Annotated in this window: 27 protein-coding genes; 6 read left to right on the plus strand and 21 right to left on the minus strand. The window is 27.0% G+C overall.

The window, feature by feature from the left end; genetic code table 11:
• Positions 1 to 74 precede the first annotated feature (74 nt).
• The 4 genes from rpmA to dnaG all read right to left on the minus strand — a co-directional run bounded on the left by rpmA (position 75) and on the right by dnaG (position 4045).
• Positions 75 to 329, minus strand: coding sequence for a 50S ribosomal protein L27 (rpmA, locus tag LPB137_RS10595; RefSeq protein ID WP_076087828.1), 255 nt, complete (start codon positions 327 to 329; stop codon positions 75 to 77).
• Between the two features lie 26 nt (positions 330 to 355).
• A complete protein-coding gene (gene rplU / locus LPB137_RS10600; RefSeq protein WP_076087830.1) occupies positions 356 to 673 on the minus strand; it encodes a 50S ribosomal protein L21 in 318 nt (105 codons plus the stop codon).
• 117 nt (positions 674 to 790) lie between these two features.
• A complete protein-coding gene (locus tag LPB137_RS10605; protein ID WP_076087832.1) occupies positions 791 to 1174 on the minus strand; it encodes a Rid family detoxifying hydrolase in 384 nt (127 codons plus the stop codon).
• Between the two features lie 90 nt (positions 1175 to 1264).
• The gene (gene dnaG, locus LPB137_RS14775) at positions 1265 to 4045 is read right to left on the minus strand and encodes a DNA primase (protein ID WP_083657243.1); all 2781 of its coding nucleotides are present in this window, start codon (positions 4043 to 4045) and stop codon (positions 1265 to 1267) included.
• Positions 4046 to 4127: 82 nt separating this feature from the next.
• Between dnaG and LPB137_RS10620 the strand changes: the two genes are divergently transcribed.
• From LPB137_RS10620 to aroC, 3 genes are all read left to right on the plus strand, one after another.
• Positions 4128 to 5177: a tetratricopeptide repeat protein gene (locus LPB137_RS10620; protein WP_076087834.1), complete on the plus strand. Its 1050-nt coding sequence runs from the start codon at positions 4128 to 4130 to the stop codon at positions 5175 to 5177.
• A gap of 76 nt (positions 5178 to 5253) precedes the next feature.
• Positions 5254 to 5931 (plus strand): ribonuclease III, encoded by a 678-nt coding sequence (rnc, locus tag LPB137_RS10625; RefSeq protein WP_076087836.1) that lies wholly within the window; start codon positions 5254 to 5256, stop codon positions 5929 to 5931.
• Positions 5931 to 7007, plus strand: coding sequence for a chorismate synthase (aroC, locus tag LPB137_RS10630; RefSeq protein WP_076087838.1), 1077 nt, complete (start codon positions 5931 to 5933; stop codon positions 7005 to 7007). The genes rnc and aroC overlap by 1 nt, the downstream gene beginning before the upstream one ends.
• Positions 7008 to 7044: 37 nt before the next feature.
• Here the strand turns inward: aroC and htpX are convergent, their stop codons facing one another.
• Positions 7045 to 7890 (minus strand): zinc metalloprotease HtpX, encoded by an 846-nt coding sequence (htpX, locus tag LPB137_RS10635; RefSeq protein WP_076087840.1) that lies wholly within the window; start codon positions 7888 to 7890, stop codon positions 7045 to 7047.
• Between the two features lie 56 nt (positions 7891 to 7946).
• Entirely contained in the window at positions 7947 to 8861 is a 915-nt protein-coding gene (locus tag LPB137_RS10640; RefSeq protein WP_076087842.1) for a 5'-nucleotidase, read from the minus strand.
• 316 nt (positions 8862 to 9177) lie between these two features.
• Here LPB137_RS10640 and LPB137_RS10645 point away from each other — a divergent pair, with 316 nt between their 5' ends.
• Entirely contained in the window at positions 9178 to 9660 is a 483-nt protein-coding gene (locus tag LPB137_RS10645; RefSeq protein ID WP_076087845.1) for a SixA phosphatase family protein, read from the plus strand.
• Positions 9661 to 9705: 45 nt separating this feature from the next.
• Here LPB137_RS10645 and mnmE read toward each other — a convergent pair whose 3' ends face one another.
• From mnmE to LPB137_RS10685, 8 genes are all read right to left on the minus strand, one after another.
• Positions 9706 to 11046 (minus strand): tRNA uridine-5-carboxymethylaminomethyl(34) synthesis GTPase MnmE, encoded by a 1341-nt coding sequence (gene mnmE / locus LPB137_RS10650; protein WP_076087847.1) that lies wholly within the window; start codon positions 11044 to 11046, stop codon positions 9706 to 9708.
• A 1-nt stretch (position 11047) separates the two neighbouring features.
• Positions 11048 to 11932 carry a Jag N-terminal domain-containing protein gene (locus tag LPB137_RS10655; protein WP_076087849.1) on the minus strand — a complete coding sequence of 295 codons (885 nt, stop codon included), beginning with the start codon at positions 11930 to 11932 and terminating at the stop codon, positions 11048 to 11050.
• Positions 11933 to 11944: 12 nt separating this feature from the next.
• A complete protein-coding gene (yidC, locus tag LPB137_RS10660; protein WP_076087851.1) occupies positions 11945 to 13576 on the minus strand; it encodes a membrane protein insertase YidC in 1632 nt (543 codons plus the stop codon).
• Complete coding sequence (gene yidD, locus LPB137_RS10665; RefSeq protein ID WP_076087853.1) at positions 13554 to 13901, minus strand: membrane protein insertion efficiency factor YidD; 348 nt, start codon at positions 13899 to 13901, stop codon at positions 13554 to 13556. Before yidD ends, yidC begins: the two co-directional genes overlap by 23 nt.
• Positions 13898 to 14233, minus strand: coding sequence for a ribonuclease P protein component (gene rnpA / locus LPB137_RS10670; protein ID WP_076087855.1), 336 nt, complete (start codon positions 14231 to 14233; stop codon positions 13898 to 13900). Before rnpA ends, yidD begins: the two co-directional genes overlap by 4 nt.
• Positions 14221 to 14355 (minus strand): 50S ribosomal protein L34, encoded by a 135-nt coding sequence (gene rpmH / locus LPB137_RS10675; RefSeq protein WP_076087857.1) that lies wholly within the window; start codon positions 14353 to 14355, stop codon positions 14221 to 14223. Before rpmH ends, rnpA begins: the two co-directional genes overlap by 13 nt.
• 66 nt (positions 14356 to 14421) lie before the next feature.
• Positions 14422 to 16353: a sensor histidine kinase gene (locus LPB137_RS10680; RefSeq protein ID WP_076087860.1), complete on the minus strand. Its 1932-nt coding sequence runs from the start codon at positions 16351 to 16353 to the stop codon at positions 14422 to 14424.
• A 79-nt stretch (positions 16354 to 16432) separates the two neighbouring features.
• A complete protein-coding gene (locus tag LPB137_RS10685; protein WP_076087862.1) occupies positions 16433 to 19009 on the minus strand; it encodes an ATP-dependent Clp protease ATP-binding subunit in 2577 nt (858 codons plus the stop codon).
• Positions 19010 to 19146: 137 nt separating this feature from the next.
• On the opposite strand from LPB137_RS10685, the gene LPB137_RS10690 reads away from it, so the two are divergent.
• The gene (locus LPB137_RS10690) at positions 19147 to 19713 is read left to right on the plus strand and encodes a ribonuclease HII (protein ID WP_076087864.1); all 567 of its coding nucleotides are present in this window, start codon (positions 19147 to 19149) and stop codon (positions 19711 to 19713) included.
• On the opposite strand, the gene LPB137_RS10695 is transcribed toward LPB137_RS10690, so the two are convergent.
• Positions 19710 to 21716 (minus strand): PAS domain-containing protein, encoded by a 2007-nt coding sequence (locus LPB137_RS10695; RefSeq protein WP_076087866.1) that lies wholly within the window; start codon positions 21714 to 21716, stop codon positions 19710 to 19712. The two genes, LPB137_RS10690 and LPB137_RS10695, sit on opposite strands and share 4 nt — an antisense overlap.
• Positions 21717 to 21869: 153 nt before the next feature.
• On the opposite strand from LPB137_RS10695, the gene LPB137_RS10700 reads away from it, so the two are divergent.
• The gene (locus LPB137_RS10700; RefSeq protein ID WP_076087870.1) at positions 21870 to 22208 is read left to right on the plus strand and encodes a hypothetical protein; all 339 of its coding nucleotides are present in this window, start codon (positions 21870 to 21872) and stop codon (positions 22206 to 22208) included.
• 69 nt (positions 22209 to 22277) lie between these two features.
• Here LPB137_RS10700 and LPB137_RS10705 read toward each other — a convergent pair whose 3' ends face one another.
• From LPB137_RS10705 to bioA, 6 genes are all read right to left on the minus strand, one after another.
• The gene (locus LPB137_RS10705; RefSeq protein WP_076087872.1) at positions 22278 to 22640 is read right to left on the minus strand and encodes a methionine-R-sulfoxide reductase; all 363 of its coding nucleotides are present in this window, start codon (positions 22638 to 22640) and stop codon (positions 22278 to 22280) included.
• 10 nt (positions 22641 to 22650) lie between these two features.
• Positions 22651 to 23265, minus strand: a complete 615-nt coding sequence (locus tag LPB137_RS10710; RefSeq protein WP_076087874.1) for a fumarylacetoacetate hydrolase family protein — start codon at positions 23263 to 23265, stop codon at positions 22651 to 22653.
• The gene (locus LPB137_RS10715) at positions 23266 to 24111 is read right to left on the minus strand and encodes a tetratricopeptide repeat protein (RefSeq protein ID WP_076087878.1); all 846 of its coding nucleotides are present in this window, start codon (positions 24109 to 24111) and stop codon (positions 23266 to 23268) included.
• A gap of 75 nt (positions 24112 to 24186) precedes the next feature.
• The gene (locus LPB137_RS10720) at positions 24187 to 24618 is read right to left on the minus strand and encodes an HvfX family Cu-binding RiPP maturation protein (protein WP_076087880.1); all 432 of its coding nucleotides are present in this window, start codon (positions 24616 to 24618) and stop codon (positions 24187 to 24189) included.
• A gap of 74 nt (positions 24619 to 24692) precedes the next feature.
• Complete coding sequence (locus tag LPB137_RS10725) at positions 24693 to 25349, minus strand: NUDIX hydrolase (protein ID WP_076087882.1); 657 nt, start codon at positions 25347 to 25349, stop codon at positions 24693 to 24695.
• A complete protein-coding gene (gene bioA / locus LPB137_RS10730; RefSeq protein WP_076087885.1) occupies positions 25349 to 26617 on the minus strand; it encodes an adenosylmethionine--8-amino-7-oxononanoate transaminase in 1269 nt (422 codons plus the stop codon). The genes LPB137_RS10725 and bioA overlap by 1 nt, the downstream gene beginning before the upstream one ends.

Genomic DNA, 26617 nt, shown 5'->3' on the forward strand with positions numbered 1-26617 from the left:
CATTTTGTATAAATAAAAAAAGGGTGCTAGCAAATTTGCCAACACCCTTCTTAAAAAACTAAATAAGTCCAGAATTACGAAGCGTAAACTGAAACTTTTTTTCTTTTTTTATCTTTAACTTCAAATTTAACAACACCGTCAATTAAAGCATAAATTGTGTGATCTTTTCCGATACCAACATTTTGTCCAACATGGATCTTAGTACCTCTTTGTCTGATAATAATATTACCAGATCTAACTACTTCACCACCATATTTCTTTACACCAAGTCTTTTACCAGCTGAATCTCTATTATTCTGTGTACTACCTTGACCTTTCTTATGTGCCATAGTTTATCTCCTTAACTGTGTTGTGCTTATGCAGCGATTTTAGTAATTCTAATTTTAGTGAAGCTTTTTCTAAAACCTCTTTTTAACTTAGAATCTTTTCTTCTTCTTTTTTTGTAAATGATAACTTTTTTGTCTCTATTTACACCTGTACCATCTAATACTACTTCTGCTTGAACAGTTGCTTTTGATACAGCATCACCTGTAACTAATTCACCATTATTTACAGCTAATACATCAGTAATCTCTAATGTTTCTTTTGCAGCTTTACCAGTATAATCAATGTCTAAGATATCACCCTCAGAAACTTTATACTGTTTTCCACCACATTTGATAATTGCGTACATTTTTATTCCTCTAAATTAACTTCTCTTGTGTTAACTTCATTTTATTAATGCTAACTTTATTTTGAACGGGAATATTATCTAAAGTTAGTTTAAACTTTCTTTAAGACAATAAGTTTTTTATCTATAATCTGATGCAGTTGCAATACAATCAACCATAATCATTGCACCAATTGGCAATCCATTAGTTGATATAGTGCTTCTAGCAGGCTTGTGTTCACCAAATGCTTCTGCAAATAAAACATTTACAACACCGAAGTCTTCAATATTTTCTAAGTATACAGATACTTTAATAACTTGTTCCATTCCACTTTCAGCATCTTCTAATAATGTTCTTAAGTTTGATAATACTTGTCTTGTTTGAACTTTAATATCTCTTTCAACCATAGTACCATCAAGAGTAATAGGAACCTGTGCAGATGTATAAACTAAACCATTTATTTTCACAGCAGGCGAATATGGACCAATTGCTGCTGGTAAATTATCACTTTGTATTAATTTCATTTTTTTTCCTCTTTATAATCTATAAAACTTTTTTTGTATTCTACAAGAAATAATCTAGAATAAAAATTAAACATTAAAATTAATTTCCAATTATAAATTATAGCTAACTAGTTTTCCGCTTTTTAACTGTCTTAAGGCATCTTGTATTTTTCTAAGATTTAAACTTTTCTCTTTTAAAGACAGCTTGTCATTAAATTTTGTTGATGTTAATTTATTTGTATAAAATTTATAAAGTAAAGTTAATAACTCTTTATTTAATCTCTCATCATCATAATTTTCTAGTTTCTCATTTAAAGTAATTGAATTTAATGAAATATTTGTAATATCATTTAATAATAGTTCAAATTCATATTTGTGTGCTTCAAACATAGATGAGTCAACTATGTCTAAAACTGAATCTAATCTTGAAGGCTTTTCTAAAATTGATTTGATTATACATAGTTCAGCTATATCTATTTTTGATAAATTAGATTCTTCTGGTCTTTTTTGTATATCAGCACTTACTTTTACTAAGTTTTCACGTATATTTAATTTTTGAGCAATATATCTTTTATATTCATCTTGATAAATTACTCCTAAAGATTTTAAATAATCATTTGCTTCAATTAATGCTTTTTGTTTTTGGGCTGGGTTATTTATTTCATATTTTGAAATAATATAATCAATTGCATAAGGAATAAAAGACATTGGACTTGCGAATATCTTATTTAGCTCTTCAGTTTTTCCATCTTTTACCATATCAGCAGGATCAATGCCTTCACCAAAAATAACAACTCCACCTTCAAATTCACTCTGAGATAACATAACAGAAGCTTTAAAAGCAGCAGCAAGACCTGCTTTATCTCCATCATAGGCTAAAATAATCTTAGGTTCACCTCTTCTTATAAGTGGCAAGTGATCTTTTGTAAGTGCAGTTCCTAATGTTGCAACTGCTGTATTAAATCCTGCTTGATGTAGCATTATTACATCTAAATAACCCTCACAAACAATTAATTGATTTTTTTTATAAATATGCTCTTTTGCTAAATGATATCCATATAGTAGTCTTGATTTATTAAATACTTTTGTTTGCGGTGAGTTTACATATTTTGCATTATGTCCTGTAATTGTTCGTCCACCAAAACCAACCATTTTCCCATTTATTCCATAAATTGGAAAAGTAATTCTTTCAATAAACCTCGAGTATAAACCATTAGTTCCTGTATCAATTACACCTAAATCTATTGCATCACTTAAGTTATAGTGATTTGATTTTAGAAAATTAATTGTATCACCTGAACTTGGTGCATAACCAATTTCAAATTTTTCAACTGAAAATTCTGAAATTCCCCTACTTGCAATATACTCTTTTGTAGTATTATTATTTACATAAAGTCTTTGATAAAATTTATTAACATCTTCTAATATTCTTATATCTTGTTTTTTAGTATTTACATTATCGTATTCTAAAGTAACATTATTCATAGATGCTAGTTTTTCAATAGCTTCTGGATATGAAAGTTTTTCATATTCCATCATAAATTTTATAGAATCACCACCAACTCCACAATTACCTACAATGAAATTTTTTGTTAAAAAAGTATGACTTTTATCTTCTACAGTAATATCATATACCAATTCTTCATCTTCTGATTCTTTAATACTTTTTACTCTCATAAAAAGATACTTAACATCATTAATATTCTCAAAAAAAGCTTTTAAGGACTCTCTTTTATGAAAAAGAATTGTATAAGATTTCTTATGATTAACATTTTTTTTATCTTTGTATTTTTTTTCTTTATAAATAGAAGGAATAAGTTCTAAACTTATTGCTAAATCAAATAAAAGATAAGATAATTTTTTACTTATTGTTTTATAAGTTCTTCTAGAATAACAACCATCTCCATCCATCAATCCTTCAAAAAGTGAACTCTTAAATGATTTTTTTAAGTAGTTAAAATAATATGGATACTCTTTATTTTGAGCACCACTTGCAAAAAGCTTTTTAAAAATATATTCTAAATTAGTACTTGAGCAAGTAACTTCTAAAGAATTTTTTCTATTTTTTGGATAAAATAAAGAGGCTTCTTTTTTAAAAGATTTCTTTAATGTTTCAATTATTTTCTCAGCATAATTAATTTCTTTAGAATGTAATGAAAATTTAATTCCCCCTCGATATGTACTTCCTTCTGCTATGTACATACCAAATAACCACATTAAATCCTTTGTGATTTTTACTTTTTTTATAATATCTACAGAAGGACCCAATTTATTCTTTTCCCAAAATTCAGAGAAATCAAAAGTTTTGTTTGTAATTACTTCCCTATCAATTGGATATAAGAAATAATCTCCTTTTTTAACTTCTTTTGCAAATAAGACTTGAGTCTTGATATTAATTTCTTTTTTATGTTTTCTTCTTTTTATATTTCCATAAAATTTAAGAGGTCTATTTTTTTCAACTCGAATATAAGGCAAATTCTTTTTTACATCATCTTGAGTTAAAACGACCATATCATGATTTTGAGTAAAATATGACCATTCATCAAACAAATCAGTTTTAAATTTCAACATTCCATATTGAGGTTTATGAGATAAGGTTTCAATTACTTTTGTTTCTTTTCCATTAGAAGCAAATACATAATCTCCAATTTGAATATCTTGAATTTCTTTTATACCATCTTTTGTTCTAATTTCTTCAGTTGGAGCTAAACACCCAAAACAATGATATATTTGTTTTGCAGGACTTACTACAAAAGAAGGAGTTGATTCTCCATGAAAAGGACAACAAGCTTTAAAGTTAGCACCTGATTTTTTAACTTCTAAAAACTGTGAAATTACATCAACAATATCAAGGTTGTTTTTTAAATTTTCAATCGACTCTTTTTTAATCATTTGCGATTATAGCACTTTATTTTTTTATATGAACTTTTATGATAATATTATTGTCTATTTCAAGATATAAACAAGGCCAAAAGTGGATAATATAGTTTTAGAGTATAGAGACCCGTTGTTTAGTATTATAATACTTGTAGCACTTGTATTTGTGATATCTTTTATCGCTTATTCTTATGGAATATATAGAGAAAGACTTGCACGAAAAGATTATAGAAAATTATCACGTAGGTTTGAACTTGGGAAACTAAAAGAAGACGACTATGTTCATTTATATAAAACATATAATCTACCTTTTGATTCAATACTTTTATTAGCCTCATCTTTTTTACATAAAGGTGATTATAATAAAGCAATAAATGTATACTTAACACTACTTGAACATGTAAGTGATAGAGTAAAAAAAGAAGAGTTATTAGAACTTTTAGGAACTACTTATTTTAAAGGTGGTTTTTTACAAAGATCAAAAGATGTATTTATGAGAATACTTAAATTCTCACCTAGAAACAAACAAGCTTTAACATATTTATTGATAATTCATGAAAAACTTAAAGACTTTAAAAAAGCTAAAGAAATAACAACTTGTCTAGAAGAATTAAATAAAAACGTTAGCAAAGATCAAACTTATCTAGATGCACTTATTATATTAAACGATCCAATTTATTCTTATGAGAAAAGAACCCAACTTCTAAATGAGATTTATAAAAAAGATAAAAGTATTCAAAGATTGTTTGTACAGTTTTTATTACAATTTAATAAAGACTTTTTTTGGGAAAATGTAGAAAAATTCGATGCCAAATCGTTTATTGATTTAATGTGGTATTTAAATTTTGACGATATTCATTTTGAGAAAGTTGCTTCAAATGAATTTTTGCTTGAATTATATAATGCAAAAGGCTACTTAGATAATTTAAAACATAGTGAAGACTTTGTTTTTAATATTTTAATATTACTTCATAAATATTCAAAAGAGGTAAATGCAACTTTAGATTTTGAATTTATTTGTTCATCTTGTAAACATTCACATCCAATTTATGACAATAGATGTCCACATTGTCATAGTATATTAACATTTAATGTTAGTCATACACTAAGTAAATCTTTAGACCAAGCTACACAATCTTTACAATAATAAAAGATGTGATATAATCTCGTGCATTAATTATAAATAATTATATTAATGTAAAAATTTTAAGGAAAGTAAGATAATGAGTGATTATTCAAAGTTAGAAAAGTGTTTGGATTATCAGTTTAAAGATAAAAACCTGATAATCGAAGCACTTACACATAAAAGTTTTAAAAAACCATATAATAATGAAAGATTAGAATTTTTAGGAGATGCAGTTTTAAACCTAATAGTAGGAGAATTTTTATTTTTAAAATTTCCAAAATCTAATGAAGGTGAACTATCAAAGATAAGAGCATCATTAGTAAATGAAACTGGCTTTACTAGATTAGCAAATGATATTAAATTAGGTGATTTTATTTTTATATCAAGTGCAGAAGAGAGAAACAAAGGAAGAACAAAAGCTTCTATTCTTTCAGATGCTTTTGAAGCAATAATGGGTGCTATTTATTTAGAATCAGGATTAGAGGCTTTAAAGCCAATTATTCTAAAACTTCTAGATGAATCATATGACAAAATTAATCTAGATGTTTTATTCTCTGATTATAAAACTGCTCTTCAAGAAATTACACAAGCTAGATTTGGTTCAATTCCTGAGTATAAAATTGAAGCTTCATTTGGTCCTGACCATAAAAAAGAGTTTGAAGTATCAATTTGGATTGATGATAAAACTTATGGAAAAGCAAAAGGTAAAAGTAAAAAATTAGCTCAACAAGCAGTTGCAAAAATTGCAATTGATATTTTAAAAGGTAGCGAATAATGAATACATTTGGACATAGATTTAGATTTTCAACTTTTGGTGAAAGTCATGGAAAAGCTCTTGGATGTATTGTAGATGGAGTTCCTGCTGGAATAAAAATTGATGAAGAGTTTATTCAAAATGAAATGGATAGAAGAAAACCTGGAAAAAACAAATACGCAACTGCTAGAAAAGAAGGCGATAAAGTAGAAATACTTTCAGGTGTATTTGAAGGAATTACAACAGGTACTTCAATTTCAATGGTAATTTTTAATGAAAACCAAAAATCTAAAGACTATACTAATGTAAAAGATCTATTTAGACCAGGTCATGCAGATTTTACTTACTTTAATAAATATGGAACAAGAGATTATAGAGGTGGTGGACGTTCAAGTGCTAGAGAAACTGCTGCTAGAGTAGCAGCTGGAGCAATTGCAAAATTAATGCTAAAAGAGCTTGAGATTGAAGTTCAAAGTGGTATTTGTGCAATTGATGGAGTTGAAGCTAGTGAATATGACTTTTCAAGTGTAAGTGACTCTGAAATATTTGCCCTAGATAAAAATGTTGAGCAAGCACAAAAAGATGCAATACTAGCTGCAAAAAATAAGCATAACTCTGTTGGTGGTGTTGCTCTTGTAAATGTTAAAAATGCTCCAATAGGTTTAGGTGAACCATTATATTTTAAACTTGATTCACAAATTGCAAATGCGATGATGAGTATAAACGCAGTAAAAGCTGTTGAAATTGGAGATGGAACACTAAGCTCAAAAGTTAAAGGTTATGATAATAATGACCAAATAAGAAAAGATGGCTTTAAAACAAATCATAGTGGTGGAATTCTTGGTGGAATTTCAAATGGCGATGATATTAATGTGAAAGTTTATTTTAAATCAACTCCATCTATTTTTATTAAACAAGAAACAGTTGATATTCATAACGATGAAGTTGATTGCGAACTAAAAGGAAGACACGATCCTTGTGTTGCAGTTCGTGGTTCTGTTGTTGCTGAGTCTATGATGGCTTTAGTATTAGCTGATATGGCATTACTTAATATGTCATCTAAAATAGAAAATGTAAAAAAAGTTTACTCAAAATAAAAGAGTAAACTTTTACTCTTTTAAATTTACTTATTTTTTAAAGTTCACTTTTTAATTCTTCAAGTCTTGCAATTCTATCTTCAGTTGTAGGATGAGTTCTAAACAATCCTCCAAACGTAGACTTTAAACCTGAAAATGGATTTATTATAAACATATGTGCTGTTTGTTCAGTTGCATTATGAACTTGATGACCATTTCTAGCATAATTTTCTAATTTTGATAATGCAGATTGCAAGCCACTTGCATCACCTGTCATTCTAGCAGCTCCCTCATCAGCCATAAACTCACGACTACGACTTACTGTCATTTGAATAATTGAAGCTGCAAGAGGTAATAATAGTGCCATTAATATCATCATTATAGGATTTGAATTTTGTCTATTACTTCCAAACATTGCACCAAATTGCATCATATTTGCTATCATTGCTATTGCACCTGCAAAAACAGCCGCAATAGTTCCCACTAAAATATCATAATGCTTTATATGAGATAATTCATGTGCTATTACGCCTTCAAGCTCTTTTTCATTTAACATTTCATATAAACCCATTGTAACTGCAACTGCTGCATTTTCATGATTTCTTCCAGTTGCGAATGCATTTGGAGTATGATCTGGAATTAAATATACTTTTGGCATTGGTAATCCAGCTTTTTGTACAAGTTTTTGAGTAATTTGATAAACAGGATGTCTTTTATCTTCAAGAGGTGTTGCATCATAATGCTTTAATACTTGTTGGTCTGAATAATAATATGCATAAAAGTTCATACCACCTGCTATTAAAAATGCGATTAACATACCAGTTGTTCCTCCAAAAGAAAAACCAATAAACACAAATAAAACTGTTAAAGAAGTTAATAAAAATACTGTTTTTGCTTGTTCCATAATATTCCTTTCATAATTTTAGTAATTATATAAAAAAATAGTTAATAAATATTAAACTAAATTCTATTTAAAATTGATTCTTCTTTATATAAAACTTTTGCACTTGGTGTTTGTTTTGAAGTACTTTCTAAATGAACATCTTGGTCATCAAAGAAAATATCAGCACCAAAAGCTTTTACTACTTCATATTTATCAACTCCTCCTAGGAAAAATGCTTCATCAAGTCTTACATTCCAATGTGAAAGTGTTCTAATTACTCTTTCATGTGCAGGTGAATTTCTTGCAGTTATTAGTGCTGTTCTAATTGGTGTTTGCTCTTCTTGATATTTAGCTTGAATATTTGATATTACTCTTAATAGCTGAGCAAAAGGCCCATCTTGCATTGCATTTGATACATTTGCTTTTTCATGTTCTAAAAAGGCTTCTAAACCTTGAGTTTTATATATAACTTCTGATTCTTCTGAAAATAAAACTGCATCGCCATCAAAGGCAATTTTTACTTGGTTTGAAAATTCATTATTTTTATTTTCATATGGTAAAATTCTAGCAGATGCTATTCCTTCATTAATTGCATTTTGAACATCATGTTCATTTGCTGATAAAAATAAATCTACTTTAAAAGGTTTTAAATATTTTGCAATATCGTTTCCTCCTGTCCAAGCTGAACGTTGAATATCTAGTTTGTATTTTTCTATTGATTTGGTAATTCGTAATGAAGTTGCTGAATTATTTCTAGACATGATAATAACTTCAACTTGTTTATCATCAGGAAAATCTTCATTTATTTTTAATAGATTTTTTACTAGTCTAAAACCTGTACCTTCATCTATTTGTTTATCTTCATTTTCAATTTGATATTTATAATAATCATCTAAACCTTTTTCTTCAAATATTTTATTTTCATCTTCTAAATTAAATAATGCTCTTGAAGAAATTGCAATTACTAATTTTTTGTTTAAATCATATCCCACTTTAATTAACCTTAATTTTTTTCTATTATACAAATATTAAACTATAAAATAAATTTTTTCTATAAAATACAAAAGAAAAATTCAAAATATTGATATTTTATATGTTTAATGACATAATAATTATTTAATTTTTAAGAGCCCTATTTAAAAGCAATAAAAATATTATTTGTAAATAATAAAATAATATTGATATTTTTTAATAAAAACTTGTAAAAATTACACATTGATATTGATTATATACAATAAGGTTATAATTTTATAATAAAAAAAGGATTTTTCTTTTAAAATCATAATTAATAAGAATAAAGAGTAATAAATGAAAAAACTATATATTGTAAGACACACTAATAAAGCTAATGAAAAACCTGGTCAAGATGATTATGATAGAGAATTAAGTCAAAAAGGTATTGAAGAAGCTAGAAAAATAGCTCAAAAGTTTGTAGATAAAAATGTTACTACTGATTTAATTGTATCAAGTCCTGCACACAGAACTAAGCAAACAGCTGAAATATTTGCAGAAGTGCTAAATTATGATAAATCAATAATGTATAATGAAGTTTTATATATGGCATTTGTAAATGAACTTCTTGAGACAATATCATACACATTTGATACAGTTGAAAATATGATATTAATTGGACACAACCCATCTTTAACTGCGCTTGCAATTACTCTTGTAGATTTTAAAGAGAAATTTGAAATAGGTGGAATTATGGAAATTGAGTTTGATTGCAATTCATGGATTGATATATCAAAAGAAAATGCAAAATTGGTTTCTTATATATATCCTGAAGAATAAAACAAAAGATAAAAGTAAATTTACTTTTATCTCAAATCTTTAAAACTATTTACCTAAACAAAACTCTCCAAACATTACATCTAACATTTGGTCATTTTCATATGGTCTTGTAATATTTGATATATTTTCTAAAGCTTCTGTTATATGATGAGCAAAGAATTCTAACTCACCACTATCAAGTGGCATAATAGATTGCTCTATATGAGATAGCGTTAATTCAACTGATGATACTTGTCTTTTTGAAACAAGAGTCATTTCATCACTATGTGTATTTGAATCTAATATTGTTTCAATATTTTTTATAAGTGGATTTATATCTTGTTTTGTAGATAATTCAATAAAATCACTTATTAAAGATTTATCAAAGCTATTTTCTAAATCAGATTTATTTAAAACTTTTATGATCTCTTTTTCTTTATTTGAAGATATTAAATCTATAATTTTTTCATCTTCACTATCACAAGTTTTACTATTATCAAATAATGCAATTACAATATCAGCTTCATTAATCGCTTCAATTGATTTTTCAATTCCTATTTTTTCAATAACATCACTTGCATCTCTAATTCCTGCAGTATCAACTATTTTAATTATATGAGTACCAATTTTTACAGACTCTTCAATAGTATCCCGTGTAGTTCCTGCAATATCTGAGATAATCGCTCTATCATAGTTTAGAAGCTTGTTAAGTAGCGATGACTTTCCAACATTAGGTTTTCCAATGATTGCCACTTTAAAGCCTTCTATCATTCCCTCACGTCTTTTACTAGCATCAAGAGTATTTGATAGTTTTACAATAATTTTATCCATTTTATTTTTGATTTGCTCAAAAATATCTGATGGTAAATCATCTTCAGCATAATCAATTGAAACTTCTGTATAAGCTAGCATAAATAGTAAATCTTCTCTAATATCATTTACAAAAGATGTTAGTTCACCTTTTAATTGTCTTGCTAATAATTTAACTGCATCTACGCTTCTAGCTTCAATAATTTTAGAAATTGCTTCAGCTTTTGATAAATCTATTTTATTATTTAAAAAAGCTCTTTTTGAAAACTCACCAGGGCTTGCAAACCTAGCTCCATGATTAATAGTTTCATTTACAATCATATTTGCAATTGCAACTCCACCATGACATTGAAATTCAATTACATCTTCACCTGTAAAAGAAAATGGTGCTTTAAAATATAGAACTAAAGCTTCATCAATAACTTCGTCTTTTTTAGAATATAAAGAAGAAAGTGTTGCTAATCGTGGTTGAAAGTTTGATTTTTTAGAAATTTTTAGAGCGATTTCAAGAGCATTTACTCCTGAAAGTCTAACTATAGAGATTGAACCAATTCCATTGGCTGTTGCTATTGCAACTATAGTATTATCATCAAACACTTTATTGGTCTTTGCTTCTATACTCATTTACAAGTACATATTTGTCGCCTCTTACATTTGTTTTTACAGCAACATATTTATTTGGAAATTCATCTCTTAATTTTTTAAGTGCAATATGAACTAAAATACCATCTAAAGGTTTAGTTTTAAAAGTACCTTTTTCTTTAATTACTTCTATTACAGGTTCTAAATAAGTATAGATTGAAGCTTCTTGATTTTTTAAAAACTCTGCTACTTCTAATCTTAGCATTAATCCATACTTTTCATTTATCCAATTAAATAAAATATAAGATAAGGCTTTATATCTATAACCTTCTTTTCCAATTAATAAAGCAGAATCATCACCTGTAAATTCAACATATAAAGTTTCTTCATCATAGAAATCTACTTTAATATTATCGATTTTGTAACAAGTATTTGAAAAAAGTAAATCCATTCCAGCTTTTATTTCGTTGATAATATCTTGTTTATCTTTTTTTACCACTAAAGAAGAAAGTTCATTTGAAGCTTCATCTTCATTGTAAAAGTTATCAAAAATTTTATCTTTTGAAGTATCTTTTGGAACTTCATTTAAAATAGGCTCTTCTTTTAACTCTTTAGCTTTTTTTACTATTTCATCACTTTTATTTGAATCTTCAATTCTTTTAGAAACATCTTCAATTTTTACATCTTTTTTTCTAAATGTTTGTGATGCTGATTTTTTTTCATATTTATTACAATTATCTTTATAACAAACTTGAATAATAGCAGTTTTTTTACCAAGCCCAAGGAAACCCTTGCTTGGCTGTTGAATTACATCAATTTCTAAATCTGTAATTGAACACTTAAAATCAGCTGTTGCTAATTCGTAAACTTCTTCTAAACATTTAGCTTCAAATTTTTTCATTGTAAATCCCTATTATTCTGCTTTTTGTTTTTCCGCTCTTTTTCTTTCAAACATTTTATTAATGTAATACTGTTGTGAAATTGTAAACACGTTATTTACGAACCAGTATAATGTAAGTCCTGCAGGGAACCATAAGAAGAAGAATGTGAAAATAATTGGTAACATTTGGAATATTTTCTTTTGCATTTCATCTTGCATTGTATTTGGCGTAATTTTTTGTTGTAAGTACATTGAAGCACCCATTAAAATTGGTAATACAAAGTATGGATCCATTTCAGCTAAATCATGTACCCATAGCATCCATGGTGCACCTTTTAACTCAATAGCATTTAATAAAACTCTATATATTGCGAAGAATACAGGAATTTGTAAAATTAATGGTAAACATCCACCCATTGGGTTTGCACCATGTTTTTTATATAATTCCATCATATGCATAGATTGTTTTTGCTTATCATCTTTATATTTAGCTTGAATATCTTTCATTTTTGGTGCTAAATCTTTTAATTTTTGCATAGATACCATACCTTTGTATGATAAAGGATAAAGTACTAATTTAATTAAAATAGTTAATATAACAATTGTCCAACCCCAGTTTCCAACATAACTTTGAATAAATTGAAGTAATAAGAACATAGGTTTTGCAATAAATGTAAACCAACCATAATCAATTACATCAATTAATTCAGGATTTAAAGCTTCTAAATCTCTATGATTTTTAGGACCCATGAAACCTGAGAAAGAGATATTACTTCCACCATGAACAAAAGCTTGAACATCTGAATTTGAGTCAGGCATTAAAGAAACACTTAATGACTTTTCAAAATTATAAATTAAACTTGTATAATATCTATCAAAACTAGAAATAAATTTTGCACCAATAATATCTTTATTTTTATCTAAATCACCATCTTCAATTGTTTCTAAAGTACTATCATTTAATTTTGCGATAAAACCATGAACTGCATACATATCAGCTAAAACATTTGGTCTATATCCATTTGTAATAAAAAATTGCTGATTGTTTGTAGAAGAAACTTTTAAATCATAGTGTCCATCAGGATAGATTGTAAACTTTTTAGTTAAAACTGTATTACTTAATGTCTGAGTTAATACTAATTCTTGAACATTACTTGTAGCATCAATATTAGCAGAACTTGCAACAGTTGCAACTTTGAAAGCTTCAGCATTTAAGTTTGCATCTGCAAATCTAACTTCTAAAGGTCTTAATTGATTAACTTCAAATAATTTGATTTGATTTAAATCTTCATCTTTATATTTTTCTTGAGTTAAAGTAACTTGAGCAACTCTACCTAAAGTATCAATTTCAATAATATTTTTTGCTGTTTTAATAACAGAAACTATTTGTGAACTTGCAATTGTTTTTGGAGATAAGGCTGCAACTTGGTTCGACATATCAATTGGATTGCCATTTACATCTGTTGATACCATTTGCGTAGTAGACGTTTTTACATCTGGAGCACTGTTTTCTTGTGTTGTTTGCTCTACTTTAGCTTGAGCAGCTTTAGCTTCTTGCTGTGGTTTTAATACTAAAAACTCATAAGCTATAAAAAATACAAAAACGACTACTGTCATTATAAGCATTCGTTTTTGCATTCCGTTATTTTGATTCATATTGTTCATCCTTGTTTTTCCACTGTCGGTTTTTAACTACAAAATATTTATTGTTTTTTGTTGGAACATACCAATAAACTATTTTGATTTTTTCAAAATTTACATTTTGAAGTTTTTTTAACTTTATAACTGGATAATCTATTCCACCAGAAAAAAGTTGATTACATTTTAATACGCGTGATATTGTAAAATAAATCGCCTTAAAAAACGTATTATTATCTAGTTGCCATAGGGCATATTGCGAACAAGTTGGATAATATCTACACGATCCAAATGAAATCACACTCAAATACCTCTGGTAAAACCTAATAAAGTATTTAAAAATTGTTTTCATTGTAGTAATTCAAGTCTTTTAAATGCAAAATCAAAATCTTTTTTTAGCTGTGAGAAGCTTTTATCGTGTATTGTATTTTTAACAACAAAAATATATTTACCGGATTTGATTTGATTTTCGTAAGTAGCAAATAAAGCTCTCATTCTACGTCTTGCTTTATTTCTTAATACTGCGTTTCCTACCTTCTTTGAAGTTACAAAAGCAGCGTTTAATGTATCGTTAGAACCAAAAAAAGCGACAAATGATGACGTATGCCATCTTTTGCCGCTTTTATATAGTTTATTAAAATCTTTCGAGCTATTTAGTCGATGTCTTTTGCTTAAACAGCTAATCTTTTTCTACCTTTAGCTCTTCTTGCTTTAATAACTTTTCTACCATTTTTAGTAGCCATTCTGATTCTAAAACCATGCGTTCTCTTTCTAGGAGTGTTATGTGGTTGATATGTTCTTTTCATGTTAGTTATTCCTCTATATTCACTAATTAAGTTGGGGATTATAGTTAAACCAAGCTTAAGATTTCTTTAGTTTTGTTCTATTTCCTTCTCTTTTTTTTCTATTGGCAGAATTATTTGAAATAATGCACCTTTAAAAGAACTTGAATTATATTCAAATTTTACATTTTTTACATTAATATATCCACCTAAATGATTAGAAATTATTTGTTCACTCATAAACAATCCAATACCAGTACCTTGCGATTTTTCTTTAGTTGTAAAATATGGCTCAAATATTTTACTTGTATTATTTAAGTCAAGACCATTTCCATTATCTTTTATTTCAATAATAAACTTATTATCTAAAACTTTTGAATTTATAAATATATATTTCTTTGTATCAATTTTTGATACAGCATCAATTGCATTGTTTAAAATATTTATTAATACTTGTAAAAGCTCATTTTCTAAAGTATTAAGTACTATGTCATCTATTTCTTCTATAATAAAAATATCATTTTCTGTACATTTAGTTTCAATTAAATTTAAAGACTTTTGAAATAAAGCACTAAACTTAAACTCATTAATTGTTTTTGTTGTCTTAAAATAGTTCCTAAAATCATCAATTGTTTGAGAAAGATATTGAACATGTTTATTAATCTTATCCATTGCATCATTTTCAAAATCTTTATCTAATATTCCATTTTCTCTTTGTACTTTAATACCTGTTGTAATTGTAGATATTGTGGATAGTGGTTGTCTCCATTGGTGAGCAATATTTCCAATCATTTCACCCATTGCTGCCATTTTTGATTGATGGGCTAAAATTCTATCTGTTTTAATATTCTTTTTTATTTGATGTTCTATTTCTTTTGTATATTTAATAAATTCAGACTCAAGAATTTTTGAAATATAAATTAATACTAATAATAAGATTAGTGTAAGAGTAAAACTAATATATAATAATTGTTTTAATTCTTCATTATTTGTTTTTAATAATTCCTTATTCTTTATTTCCATTTCTTTATAGAAATCATCCATATAAAAACCTGTTCCTATTATCCACTTCCAATCTTTAATCCCATCTACATAACTTATTTTATTATTTTTTGCTTTTGTAATTGGTTTATCATTATGAGTATATGTCATAAACCCAGCTTTAATTTCAGATTTTTTTTTCATCTCTTTCATCATTTTTTCAGGATTTCTAACAAGCATAAGGTCTTTTATATTTTTTCCAATTGCATTTTTATTATGATAACTAATGTAGTTTCCATCATAGTCTAGTGCAAAGATATATGATTCTTTTCGATAATGATATTCACTAAGTTTTTTTGATAAACTATTTTTTAATTCAATATCAAAGTCTTTTATATATTCTCCAGTTCCTATAAACCAATTAAAAGGTTCAAAAAATTTAAAGTAACCAACTTTTTCTAGCTCTTCACTTTGATTTTCATCTTTTGCCCAATACCATTTATAAAAAGTTGAATCCTTTTTACTTAGAATTTCATTCATTCTTTGAATTAGAAAAGTCCCTTTTTTGTCTTTATAATTCCACATATTTTTATTTTCTAGATTTGTTTTAATTGGATGTAATATATTTGTTCCAAGCATTGAATAGATAAATAAATATCCTCGTTCTTCATTAAACCTAATATCTCTTAATGCATCTTTTATAAGTTTGATAATTTCATTTTGTTTTTTGTCTTGATTATTTTTGTATATTGATAAGGCAATATTATAAGCATTATCTACTTGTAATTTTAATTCTTTTTTTAGTTTTTTTCTTTGATTGGCTTTTTCATCTAAGATAGTTTGTTTAATTTTTTGTACTTGGAATTTTATTAAATCTTTATTGATTTCTATATATTTTTTCTCCAATTTTTGAGCTTCAAGCTTGAATCTTTCAATATTTTGGAAATATAAGTAAAAGGTTAAAACTCCTGAAATTATAAGCGTTAATAAAACAGGAATATACTTAATAAGATTAAGTATTCTTCTTTCTTTGATTTTCATTTGTCTTCTTAGTAATTAGTTCTGATATAAGTATAACATATAATCGTCATACTTATATCTTGACATTTGATAATTTATATTATGAAATATTAACAATTACCTCATCATTTACTACATCAAACTCTACTTTTGAACCTTCAAAAATTTTATCTTCTAATATTAAATCTGCAAGTTTATCTTCAACTATTTCATAAATAGCTCTTTTTAATGGTCTTGCCCCATATACTGGATCATATCCAGCTTTGGCTACATAAGCTTTTGCGTTTTCGCTTAATGAAATATGTATATCTTTTTGCTCTAATTTCTCTTTTATACTATTAAACATAATATCAACAATATTTGTAATTGCTTCAAGTCCAAGTTGCTCAAATATTACAATATCATCAAGTCTATTTAAAAACTCTGGTTTAAAGTATGCTTTTAAATCATCTAATACTTCTTTTCTTCTTTGTTCTTTATCTGATATATCAATAATTTTAGCACTACCAATATTAGATGTTAAAATTATAATAGTATTTTTAAAATCTATTGTAACACCTTTGTTATCTGTTAATCTTCCATCATCTAATACTTGTAATAAAATATTAAATACATCAGGATGAGCTTTTTCAATTTCATCAAATAATATTACAGAATATGGTTTTCTTCTAACTGCTTCAGTTAACTGTCCACCTTCATCATATCCAACATATCCAGGTGCAGCTCCTATAAGTCTAGATACTGCATGTTTCTCCATATACTCACTCATATCAAATCTAATTAGTGATTTTGGATCATCAAATAAAAACTTAGCAAGAGTTTTTGCAGCTTCTGTTTTACCAACTCCTGTTGGTCCTAAGAACATAAAAGAACCAATAGGACGTGAATCATCACTTAATCCTGCTTTATTTCTTTTAATAGCTCTAGATATAGCTTTTAAAGCTTCATCTTGCCCTACTACATCTTCTTTTAACACAGACTCAACTTGTAATACTTTTTGTTTTTCTGAATCCATCATTTTATTAACAGGAATTCCTGTCCATCTTGAAACTATTCCTGCAATTGCGTCTTCATCTACAGAATTTCGAAGAAGTGTTCCTTCTTTTTGCATTCTATTCCATTTTTCTTCATTTTCTTTTATTTTTGTTTCTAATGCTGGGATTTCACCATATTCAATAGATGCTGCTTCTTCAAATTTAGATTCTCTTTTTGCACGCTCTGCTTTTGTTTTTAGTTCATCAATTTTTGCTTTTAATTCACTTGTAGCATTAAAAGTCTCTTTTTCATTTTCAAATCTAGCTTCAAGGTTTTGTTTTTCTTCTGTTAAGTTAGCTAGTTCTTTTTCAATTTCTTCTAATCTATCATCATTCTTTTTACTTTTTTCCATTTTTAAAGCTTCTTTTTCTACATTAATAGTTTGAATTTCTCTTTTTAATGTTGAAAGAACCGTTGGTTCTGATTCAATTTGCATTTTAAGTTCAGCTGCTGCTTCATCAATTAAATCAATTGCTTTATCAGGTAGAAATCTATCTGTTATATATCTATTTGATAACTTTGCTGCACTTATTAGTGCTGAGTCATTAATAGTAACATTATGATGCGTTTCTAGTTTTTCTTTTATTCCTCTAAGAATTGATAATGCTTCATTTACTGTTGGTTCATCAACATTTACAGGCTGGAACCTTCTTTGCATTGCTGTATCTTTTTCAAAATACTTTCTATACTCTTTTAATGTTGTTGCACCTATTGTATGTAATTCTCCCCTTGCAAGACTAGGTTTTAAAATATTTGCTGCATCCATAGAGCCTTCACTTGCACCAGCTCCTATGATTGTATGAATTTCATCAATAAACAGTATTATATTTCCTGCTTTTTTTACTTCATCAATTACTGATTTTAATCTATCTTCAAATTCTCCTCTATATTTTGCACCTGCTATTAGAGAACTCATATCTAAGCTTATTACTTTTTTATTAAGTAAAGAAGTTGGAACATCTTTGTTTACAATTCTTTGAGCTAAGCCTTCGGCAATTGCAGTTTTACCAGTTCCTGGTTCTCCTAGAAGTATTGGATTGTTTTTTGTTTTTCTTATTAGAATTTGCATCATTCTATTAATTTGCTCATCTCTACCAATTACTGGATCTAGTTCCCCATCAATAGCCATTTTGTTTAAATCAATTCCATATTTTCCTAAAGCTTCAAGATTATCATCGCTACTTGCTGAATCAATTGTACTTCCAGCTCTCATAGCTTCTAGTTCTTTTGTAGCATCTCTTAGATTAATATATTTACCTAATACTTCTTTTAACTCTTTTGAGTCAAAATTTGAAATAAGCCAAGTATCAATAGCAATAAACTTATCTCCTTGTTTTGCTGCTTGTCCTTCTGCTTTTTCTAGACTTTGAACTACGTTTCTTGATAATTTTATATTCTCTTTTGTTACTGATGAAACTGCTGGTAATTTTCCTGCATATGATTTAGCTTCTAATTCAATTGCAGCTTTATCAATATTCATCTTATTTAATAACTGGTTTAATACCGAGTTTGTATTTGTTAATAAAGCCCAAAGTAAATGTATTACTTCTACTTCCTGATTTTTATTATGTAAAGCTAATGCAACAGACGAATCTATTGTTTCACTTAGTTGGTTTGTTAGTTTTTCAAATAATTTATTCATATTAGCACTCCTTTAGTTTAACTGCTAATAAAATTATAGCACCTTGAGTGTATGTTTGTCAAGTAATTTGAAAAAGAAATTATAAAGCCTCTTTTTATTAAAGATAATATACTATTTGAAAAAAGATTGGATTATATATGTTATGTGGTATTGATGAAGCTGGTCGTGGGCCTTTGAGTGGGCCTTTAGTTGTTGCTGGATTAAGACTTAAAAAAGAGATTAAAGAATTAAATGATTCAAAAAAATTAAGTGAAAAAAAAAGAGAAGAACTATTTCCACTTATAATTGAAGACAGTGATTATCATATAGTTTTTAAAAGCGCAAAGCAAATTGATGAAAAAGGTTTAAGTTATTGTCTAAAAACAGCAATTGAAGAAATCATGCAAAATGTAAAAGCAGATGAATATTTAATGGATGGGAATACATCTTTTGGAATAAATACCTTACAACATAAAATAAAAGCCGATGCAACAGTAAAAGAAGTTAGTGCAGCTTCAATTTTAGCCAAAGTGTCTAGAGATAGATATATGAAAAAAATTGCACCTTTATATCCAAACTATGATTTTGATAAACACAAAGGCTATGGTACAAAAGCTCACGTAGAAAAAATTAAAGAGTTTGGAAGATGCTCTGAGCACAGATACACGTTTAGATTAAAAGCTTTAGGTGAAGAAAAAATTGGTGTTCAAAAGAACTTATTTTAGTTCTTTTTCATCTTTTTTGCTAAGGTAATTTTAAAGCAAGCACCTTTTACATCTTTTCCTAAATATTTAAAATCTACATTTGAAGCTTCAATTTTTCCAAATAAATGTTTTGTAATAATTTCATGAGTCATATATAATCCAATACCAGTTCCAACTGATTTGTGCTTAGTTGTAAAATAAGGCTCAAATATTTTTAATAAGTTTTCTTTTTCTATTCCAAAAGCATTATCTTTAATGCAAATAATACAGTTTTCTTCATCCTTATAAGCATCAATAATAATACATTTCTTTTCAATATCTTTTTCATTTAATGCATCAAAAGCATTGTTTATAATATTTAGTAAAGACTGAAGTAATTCATTTTCATAAACTTCAATGATAATATCATCAATATTTAATACTAAATCAATTTTTTTATTTTGGACTTGTGATTTAAAAAAATATGTTGCACTATGTATTAATTTTTTAATATTAACTTTGCTTTTTACTCTGTCTTTATTTAAAAAGTTTCTAAAGTCTTCAATGGTCTGAGATAAATACATACCACTTTTGATAATCTGTTCCATTGAATCATCTATATCTTCTTTTTTTGTCATATTTAAATTATTTGAAATTTTTAATCCACTTGCTACTGTTGTGATAACTGATAAAGGCTGTCTCCATTGATGTGCAATATTTTCTAACATTTCACCCATTGCAGCTTGTCTTGATTTTTGAATAAATAAATCTTTTTGTTTTAATACTTCTTGTTCTAATTTTTTTCTTTGATCTATATCTTGATGAATTCCTACAACTAATGTAGGTTTATCATCTTTATCTCTTTTTACAATTGAGCCATTACTATATATCCATTTATAATTACCATCTTTACAAAGCATTCTAAATTCTACTTCATATTGTGATTTTTCTCTATTTTCATGTTTTTTAAATTCCTCATTTATTAAAGGTATATCTTCACTATGTATTAAAGTAAAAAAATCAGATAAATCTTTGATATCATCTTTTTTATATCCTATGATTTGTGCCCAAATATCATTTGTTTCATTTTTATTTGTTTTTGGGTTCCAACTCCAAGTTCCAAGTTTTGCACTTGAAATTGTAAGGTTTAAAAGTTTCTTAGCTTCTTTTCTTTTTCTAATTTCTGAATTTAGTTTTCTATTAATTAACAGTACAAATATTATAATAAAGAAAGAAATCACAAGTATGCTTAGCATTGAGGAGAAATAACTCTTTTCATATACAATAGAAAGCCATTTATTAAAAATTTCCTGCTTTTCTTTTTTTGGAACTGTTAAAATTGCCTTATCTAAAATTGATTTTAATAAGGGTTCATCATTTCTTGTAGCAATTCCTAATTCCCATCTTTCATCAAATTTACCTGCAATTTTAAGCTTACCTACAAAGTCATTTTGAATCTGATATCCTACTGTATATAAAGTTCCAATAAAACCAAAAAAATCATTATTTTGTAATTTTGTTAATCCATCCTTTACATTTTCTACATATACAAGATTAATAAAGGGATATTTTGTTTTGATAATTTCTGTGTAAGCATAATCTTTTACAATCCCAATCTTTTTACCCTTTAAATGCGAAATATCATCTATAAATAATTCATGAATTTGGGTACTTATTACTAAAGGAATATCGAAATAAGCTTTTGTGAAATCTAAATATTTTAAACGTGATTTAGTAGGCATTATTAAAGAGAACATATCACATTTCCTTTTTTTCCCTAACTCTAAAGATTGACTCCATGTTTTACTTTGAACAAGTTTTATTTCAATATTAATATTCTTTTCTAATATCTTAATATAATCAGCTGTCATTCCAATATGCTTAGTATCCTTAATCATTTCATAAGGCATCCAGTTAGGATCAACACAAAGATTTAATGACTTTTTATTTAATAGGTATTCTTTTTCAAGTTTTGTTAATGATAATTCATTTGAGAATAAAAAAGTAAATGTAAGAGTTAATAAAAGAAACAAATTTTTAACCATAATTCTCCTAATATTTTAAATAAATCTTTTATAATTATTTTAACATTAATATATATAAAAGTGTATATGATTGTATAAATTATAAGAGTTAATTTCAACTATTTTTTAAGAAAATTTGATAAAATATATACATAAAAATTAAAAGGAATATAAATGCAATTAAATGTATCACCTGAGGTAATACTATCTCAACTTGGTTATTCAAAAAGTGATTCTTCAGTACAACAAGCAGAAAAGATGATTTCATCTACAGATAATTTTGATAAATTTTCTAAACATATTTTTTCACTAAATGATCATTTAAAAAAGATGAACGCTTATGTTGGTTTATCAAATAAAACAGACTATCTAAAAATTAAATGTGATGAGAATGATGCGGATGCTATTTTAAAAGAGTTTCATGATGAAGTTTCACACTGGGCAGATAAATACAATGTAAAACTTCAACAATTAGATAAAAAACCTATTTATTATATTTTAGGAACAGTTTAAAATATTTTTTATAACTATAATAATTAAGACACCTTTTGGTGTCTTTAATATTTAAAATTATCTGATATATTATTTTTCTTTTTCAAAATCTATAGAAACTGAGTTTACACAGTGTCTTGTATTTTTTGAAGTTAACCCTTCACCTTCAAAAACATGACCTAAATGACCACCACAATTATTACATACTATTTCTATTCTTCTTCCATCTGCATCAGGTACTCTTTTTACTGCACCTTCTAAATTATCATCAAAACTTGGCCAACCACAACCTGATGAAAATTTACTATCTGATTTATACAATGCAGTATTACATTTTCTACAAGTAAAAATACCTTTTTCATAAAAATCGTTAAATTTTCCAGAAAATGGTCTTTCTGTACCTTTTTTTTCAATAACTCTTATTTCTTCATCACTTAATTTATTAAATTCCATTTTATTTCCTTTATGAAGCTATAAATTCTTTTTGAATTAATACTTCATTTTTGTATAATATCTTTCCAATAAATTTATCACCAATTTCAAATTTTCCAACACCCTTTGGTGTTCCTGACATTATAATATCTCCATCTTCAAAACTTAAAAAAGTATTTGCTTCTTTTATAATATCATTTGGTTTATTTATCATCATAGAGACATTACCATCTTGTTTTAATTCATCATTGATGAATAATTGAACTTGAAGCTCATTAATATCACCTTCAAAGGCTTTAAATTCTGAAAAAACTGCTGCCTTATCAAATGACTTAGCTCTCTCCCACGGTAAACCTTTGCCTTTTAGTTTTGATTGAACTTCTCTTAGTGTTAAATCTAAACCAAAACCAACAGCAGTGATCTTATTTTGCTCTATTACAAAAGAAATTTCTGCTTCATAGTGGCAAGATTCATTTCCTTTTGGGAAAACCAAAGTATCACTAATAGCTGAATTTGGTTTAATAAAAAAAACCATCTCATCTGGTGTTTCATTGTTTAACTCTGCAATATGTTCAGTATAATTTCTTCCAATACAAAAAACTTTTGATGGAATTATTTCTTTATTTTCAATTAATATTTTATTCATCTATTTTATTAATCTCTTTTTTCTCATTAATTCTAATCTACTTTTTGAATAATCACTTCCTGATTTTTCATAAAAAGTCTTCGCTTTTTCATAGTTTCTTTCAACTCCATAGCCCATTTCAAATTGATATCCTAACCATGACATTGCATATTTACTGCCTTTTAGTGCAGATTTTTTAAACCATTTGTACGATTCTTTATAATCTTTAGCAACACCATAACCTTTAGCGTAAAGATAACCAACTTTTTCTAAACCATAAGTATTATTTTTACTTGCCGTTTTTCTATACCAGTGCATTGCTTTTTTATAATCTTTTTCTACACCCCAACCTTGTTCATAATAATATCCAATTTCATTTTGAGCAAAAACATCATCTTGAAAAGCAGCTCTTTCAAATAAATTAAAAGCTTTTTTGTAATCTTTTTTTACACCATAAGCACGATCATAAAAATAACCTAGCTCTCTTAGTGCAATTTTATCATCTTGCTTTGCAGCTTTTTCAAGCCATAAAAAAGAGTTTTTATAATCTTTTTTTTCTAAATAATTAAGCCCTAATTCTCTTTGAGAATATTTGTCATTTTGCATTGCTGCTTTTGTAAACCAAAAGTCTGCTTTTTCTTTATTTTTTGGAACTATTTTTCCAACATTATAATAGTATGCAACCCATGATTGAGAAGTTATATTACCATCTTCTGCTTTTTCTAAATGACAATTAAATTTTTCTTTCTCATCTGTTAATGCTTTACAAGTAGATACATTAGAAGATTTTGTTGTTTGATTTAAATTACTTTGAGAACAACCTGTAAAAATAAGTGTTGTTAGTAATAATGTGTATATAAGTTTCAAGTTTAACCCTTTAAATTAATTTTGACTATTTTATCAAAATTGTCATTATTAATAAGAGTTAAACTCTAAAATAGATTATTTTTTTGAAAAATAATTATCAAGTGAGAATTTTCCCGCACCAAATGAAGCAAAAATTCCTAAAAGTAGTAAGAAATATAATGGTATTTCAAAGCCATTATCACCTGAACTAAACCCATTTCCAATATGTACTGTTAAAATAGCCACCACCATTGTTCCAATTAAAGGTAAACTAATAACTCTAGTTAATAAACCTAGTGCTAATAAAACCACACCTAAAGACTCAACAGATGCTGAAATATAAACATTTAATAAAGGAAAGGGAATTCCTAAACTTTCATACCAAGACGCAGTATCTTCAATTGCATTCCATTTATTTAATGCTGGATCTAAAAATCCATATGCAATAGTAAGTCTAGCTAGTAGAAGAAAAAAACTTTGGAAGTTCTCTAAAAACTTCTGTGAAATATTGTTGATTTTGTTAATCATAACTTATCCTTGTGTTATTTAATATTTCAAAGTATATACAAAGAATATTTAGTTACTGTGTAGTCAATCTTGGTTTAATATTTTTCTAATAAGTCATTAATAATTACAGAAGTAATACCCCAAATAATTTCATCTTCATATTTGTAAACCCAAACTTTATGTCTTTTATTTCCCCAAGGTTTTTTATAAGTATCAGGTAAACCTAAATCATCAGCAGGAAAAAGAATCTCTTTTTTCCCTTCTTCATTTATTTTATATGGCTGAATTTCATGTGCTAATGTATATTCAACAGGATCGGTATTTTTAAAAAAAGAAACTGGAATTAGAAGTGTTTTTTCAACCTCATTTTTATCAATTACCATAGTTTTTAGTACGTTTTTTTTTATCTTTGCAACAAAAGGTTCAATTACTGCACCAATTGGTGCTACATATGTGTCAAGTCTTCCTATAATTTTTATATCTTCTGCTTTTATCCCTAGTTCTTCATAAGTTTCTCTAAGTGCTGTATCTTCAAAATTTTTATCAAGTTCTTGTTCAAAACCACCACCAGGAAAACAAATATCACCACCTTGTCTTATATGCGCTGCTCTTTTTTGAAAAAGTAAATAATACTCACCTTTTATTTTAATAAGTGGGATTAAAACTGCTGAATTAAAAAATCTTTTTCGTCCTAATACACCTGGAGTTTTTGGTAAGTTATTTGATAATTTTTTTAAATTTTCTTTTTTCATTATTTTGTCTTTATTTCTTTAATTGCATCAATCATTGTTTTTACTATTTTTCTTAAATCATCTTCTTTTATATTATATGAAACAATTGAATATATAAGTTTCCCAAAAGGCCTAATCCAAACTCCATTTTTAACACAATAATCTTGTATTCTTTGAGCATAAGATTCATCTTTTAATTCTATTACTCCAATTGCACCTATATTTCGTATATCTTTTACTAATTCTAATTGCTTTGCTTTCTCTAATTCATATGTGAAAATTTCTTCAATTTTATCTACATTTTTTTTCCAAGAATTATCTTCTAATAAATTTAAACTCTCAATTGCAACGCTACAAGCTAAAGGATTTCCCATAAAAGTTGGTCCATGCATTAAAATACCTAAGTTTGAATTAGAAATAGTGTCTGATACTTCTTTTGAAGTAATCATAGCAGCCATTGTCATATAACCACCAGTTAAACCTTTTCCAACAGTCATAATATCTGGTTTTATACCTGCCCATTGGCAAGCAAACATTTTTCCAGTATGTCCAAATCCAGTAGCAATTTCATCAGCTATTAATAAAATATCATACTTAGTACATAATTCTCTAGCTTTTTTTAAGAATAATGGATTATAAATTCTCATACCACCTGCACCTTGTACAATTGGTTCTAAAATGAATCCTGCAACTTCCTTTTCATGTTTTATAAAAGTTTCTTCTAGTGCTTTTATTGAAGCAGAACAATCTACATTAAAACCAAGTTCTGGAGCTTTTGTAAAAATATGTTTTGGTAAGTAAGAACCATAAATACTATGCATTGAATTATTAGGATCACAAACACTCATTGCTGCAAGTGTATCTCCATGATAAGCATGTTCTAAAGCAATAAACTTAAATTTCTTCAAGCCTTTTGCTTCTTGATATTGAATAGTAGTTTTTAATGCAACTTCAACAGAAACCGAACCTGAATCACATAAAAATACACTATTTAAACCACTAAGCTTTGCTAACTTTTCACAAAGTATAGAGGCTTTTTCATGAGCAATTCCACCAAACATAATATGAGGCATAATATCAGCTTGTTCTTTTAATGCATTTGTTAATTTAGGATGATTATAACCATGAATACAACTCCACCAAGAACTCATTCCATCAATTAATTCTTCACCATTTTCTAAAAATATTGATGTTTTATCAGTCTTTTTTACAGCAAGCAAGCTACTTTTTGAAGGTAATGCATTATAAGGGTGCCAAACGTGTTGTTTATCTAAATCAATCCAATTCAA

Origin of the sequence: Poseidonibacter parvus (genome assembly GCF_001956695.1) — a bacterium.
GTDB classification, from domain to species: Bacteria; Campylobacterota; Campylobacteria; order Campylobacterales; family Arcobacteraceae; genus Poseidonibacter; species Poseidonibacter parvus.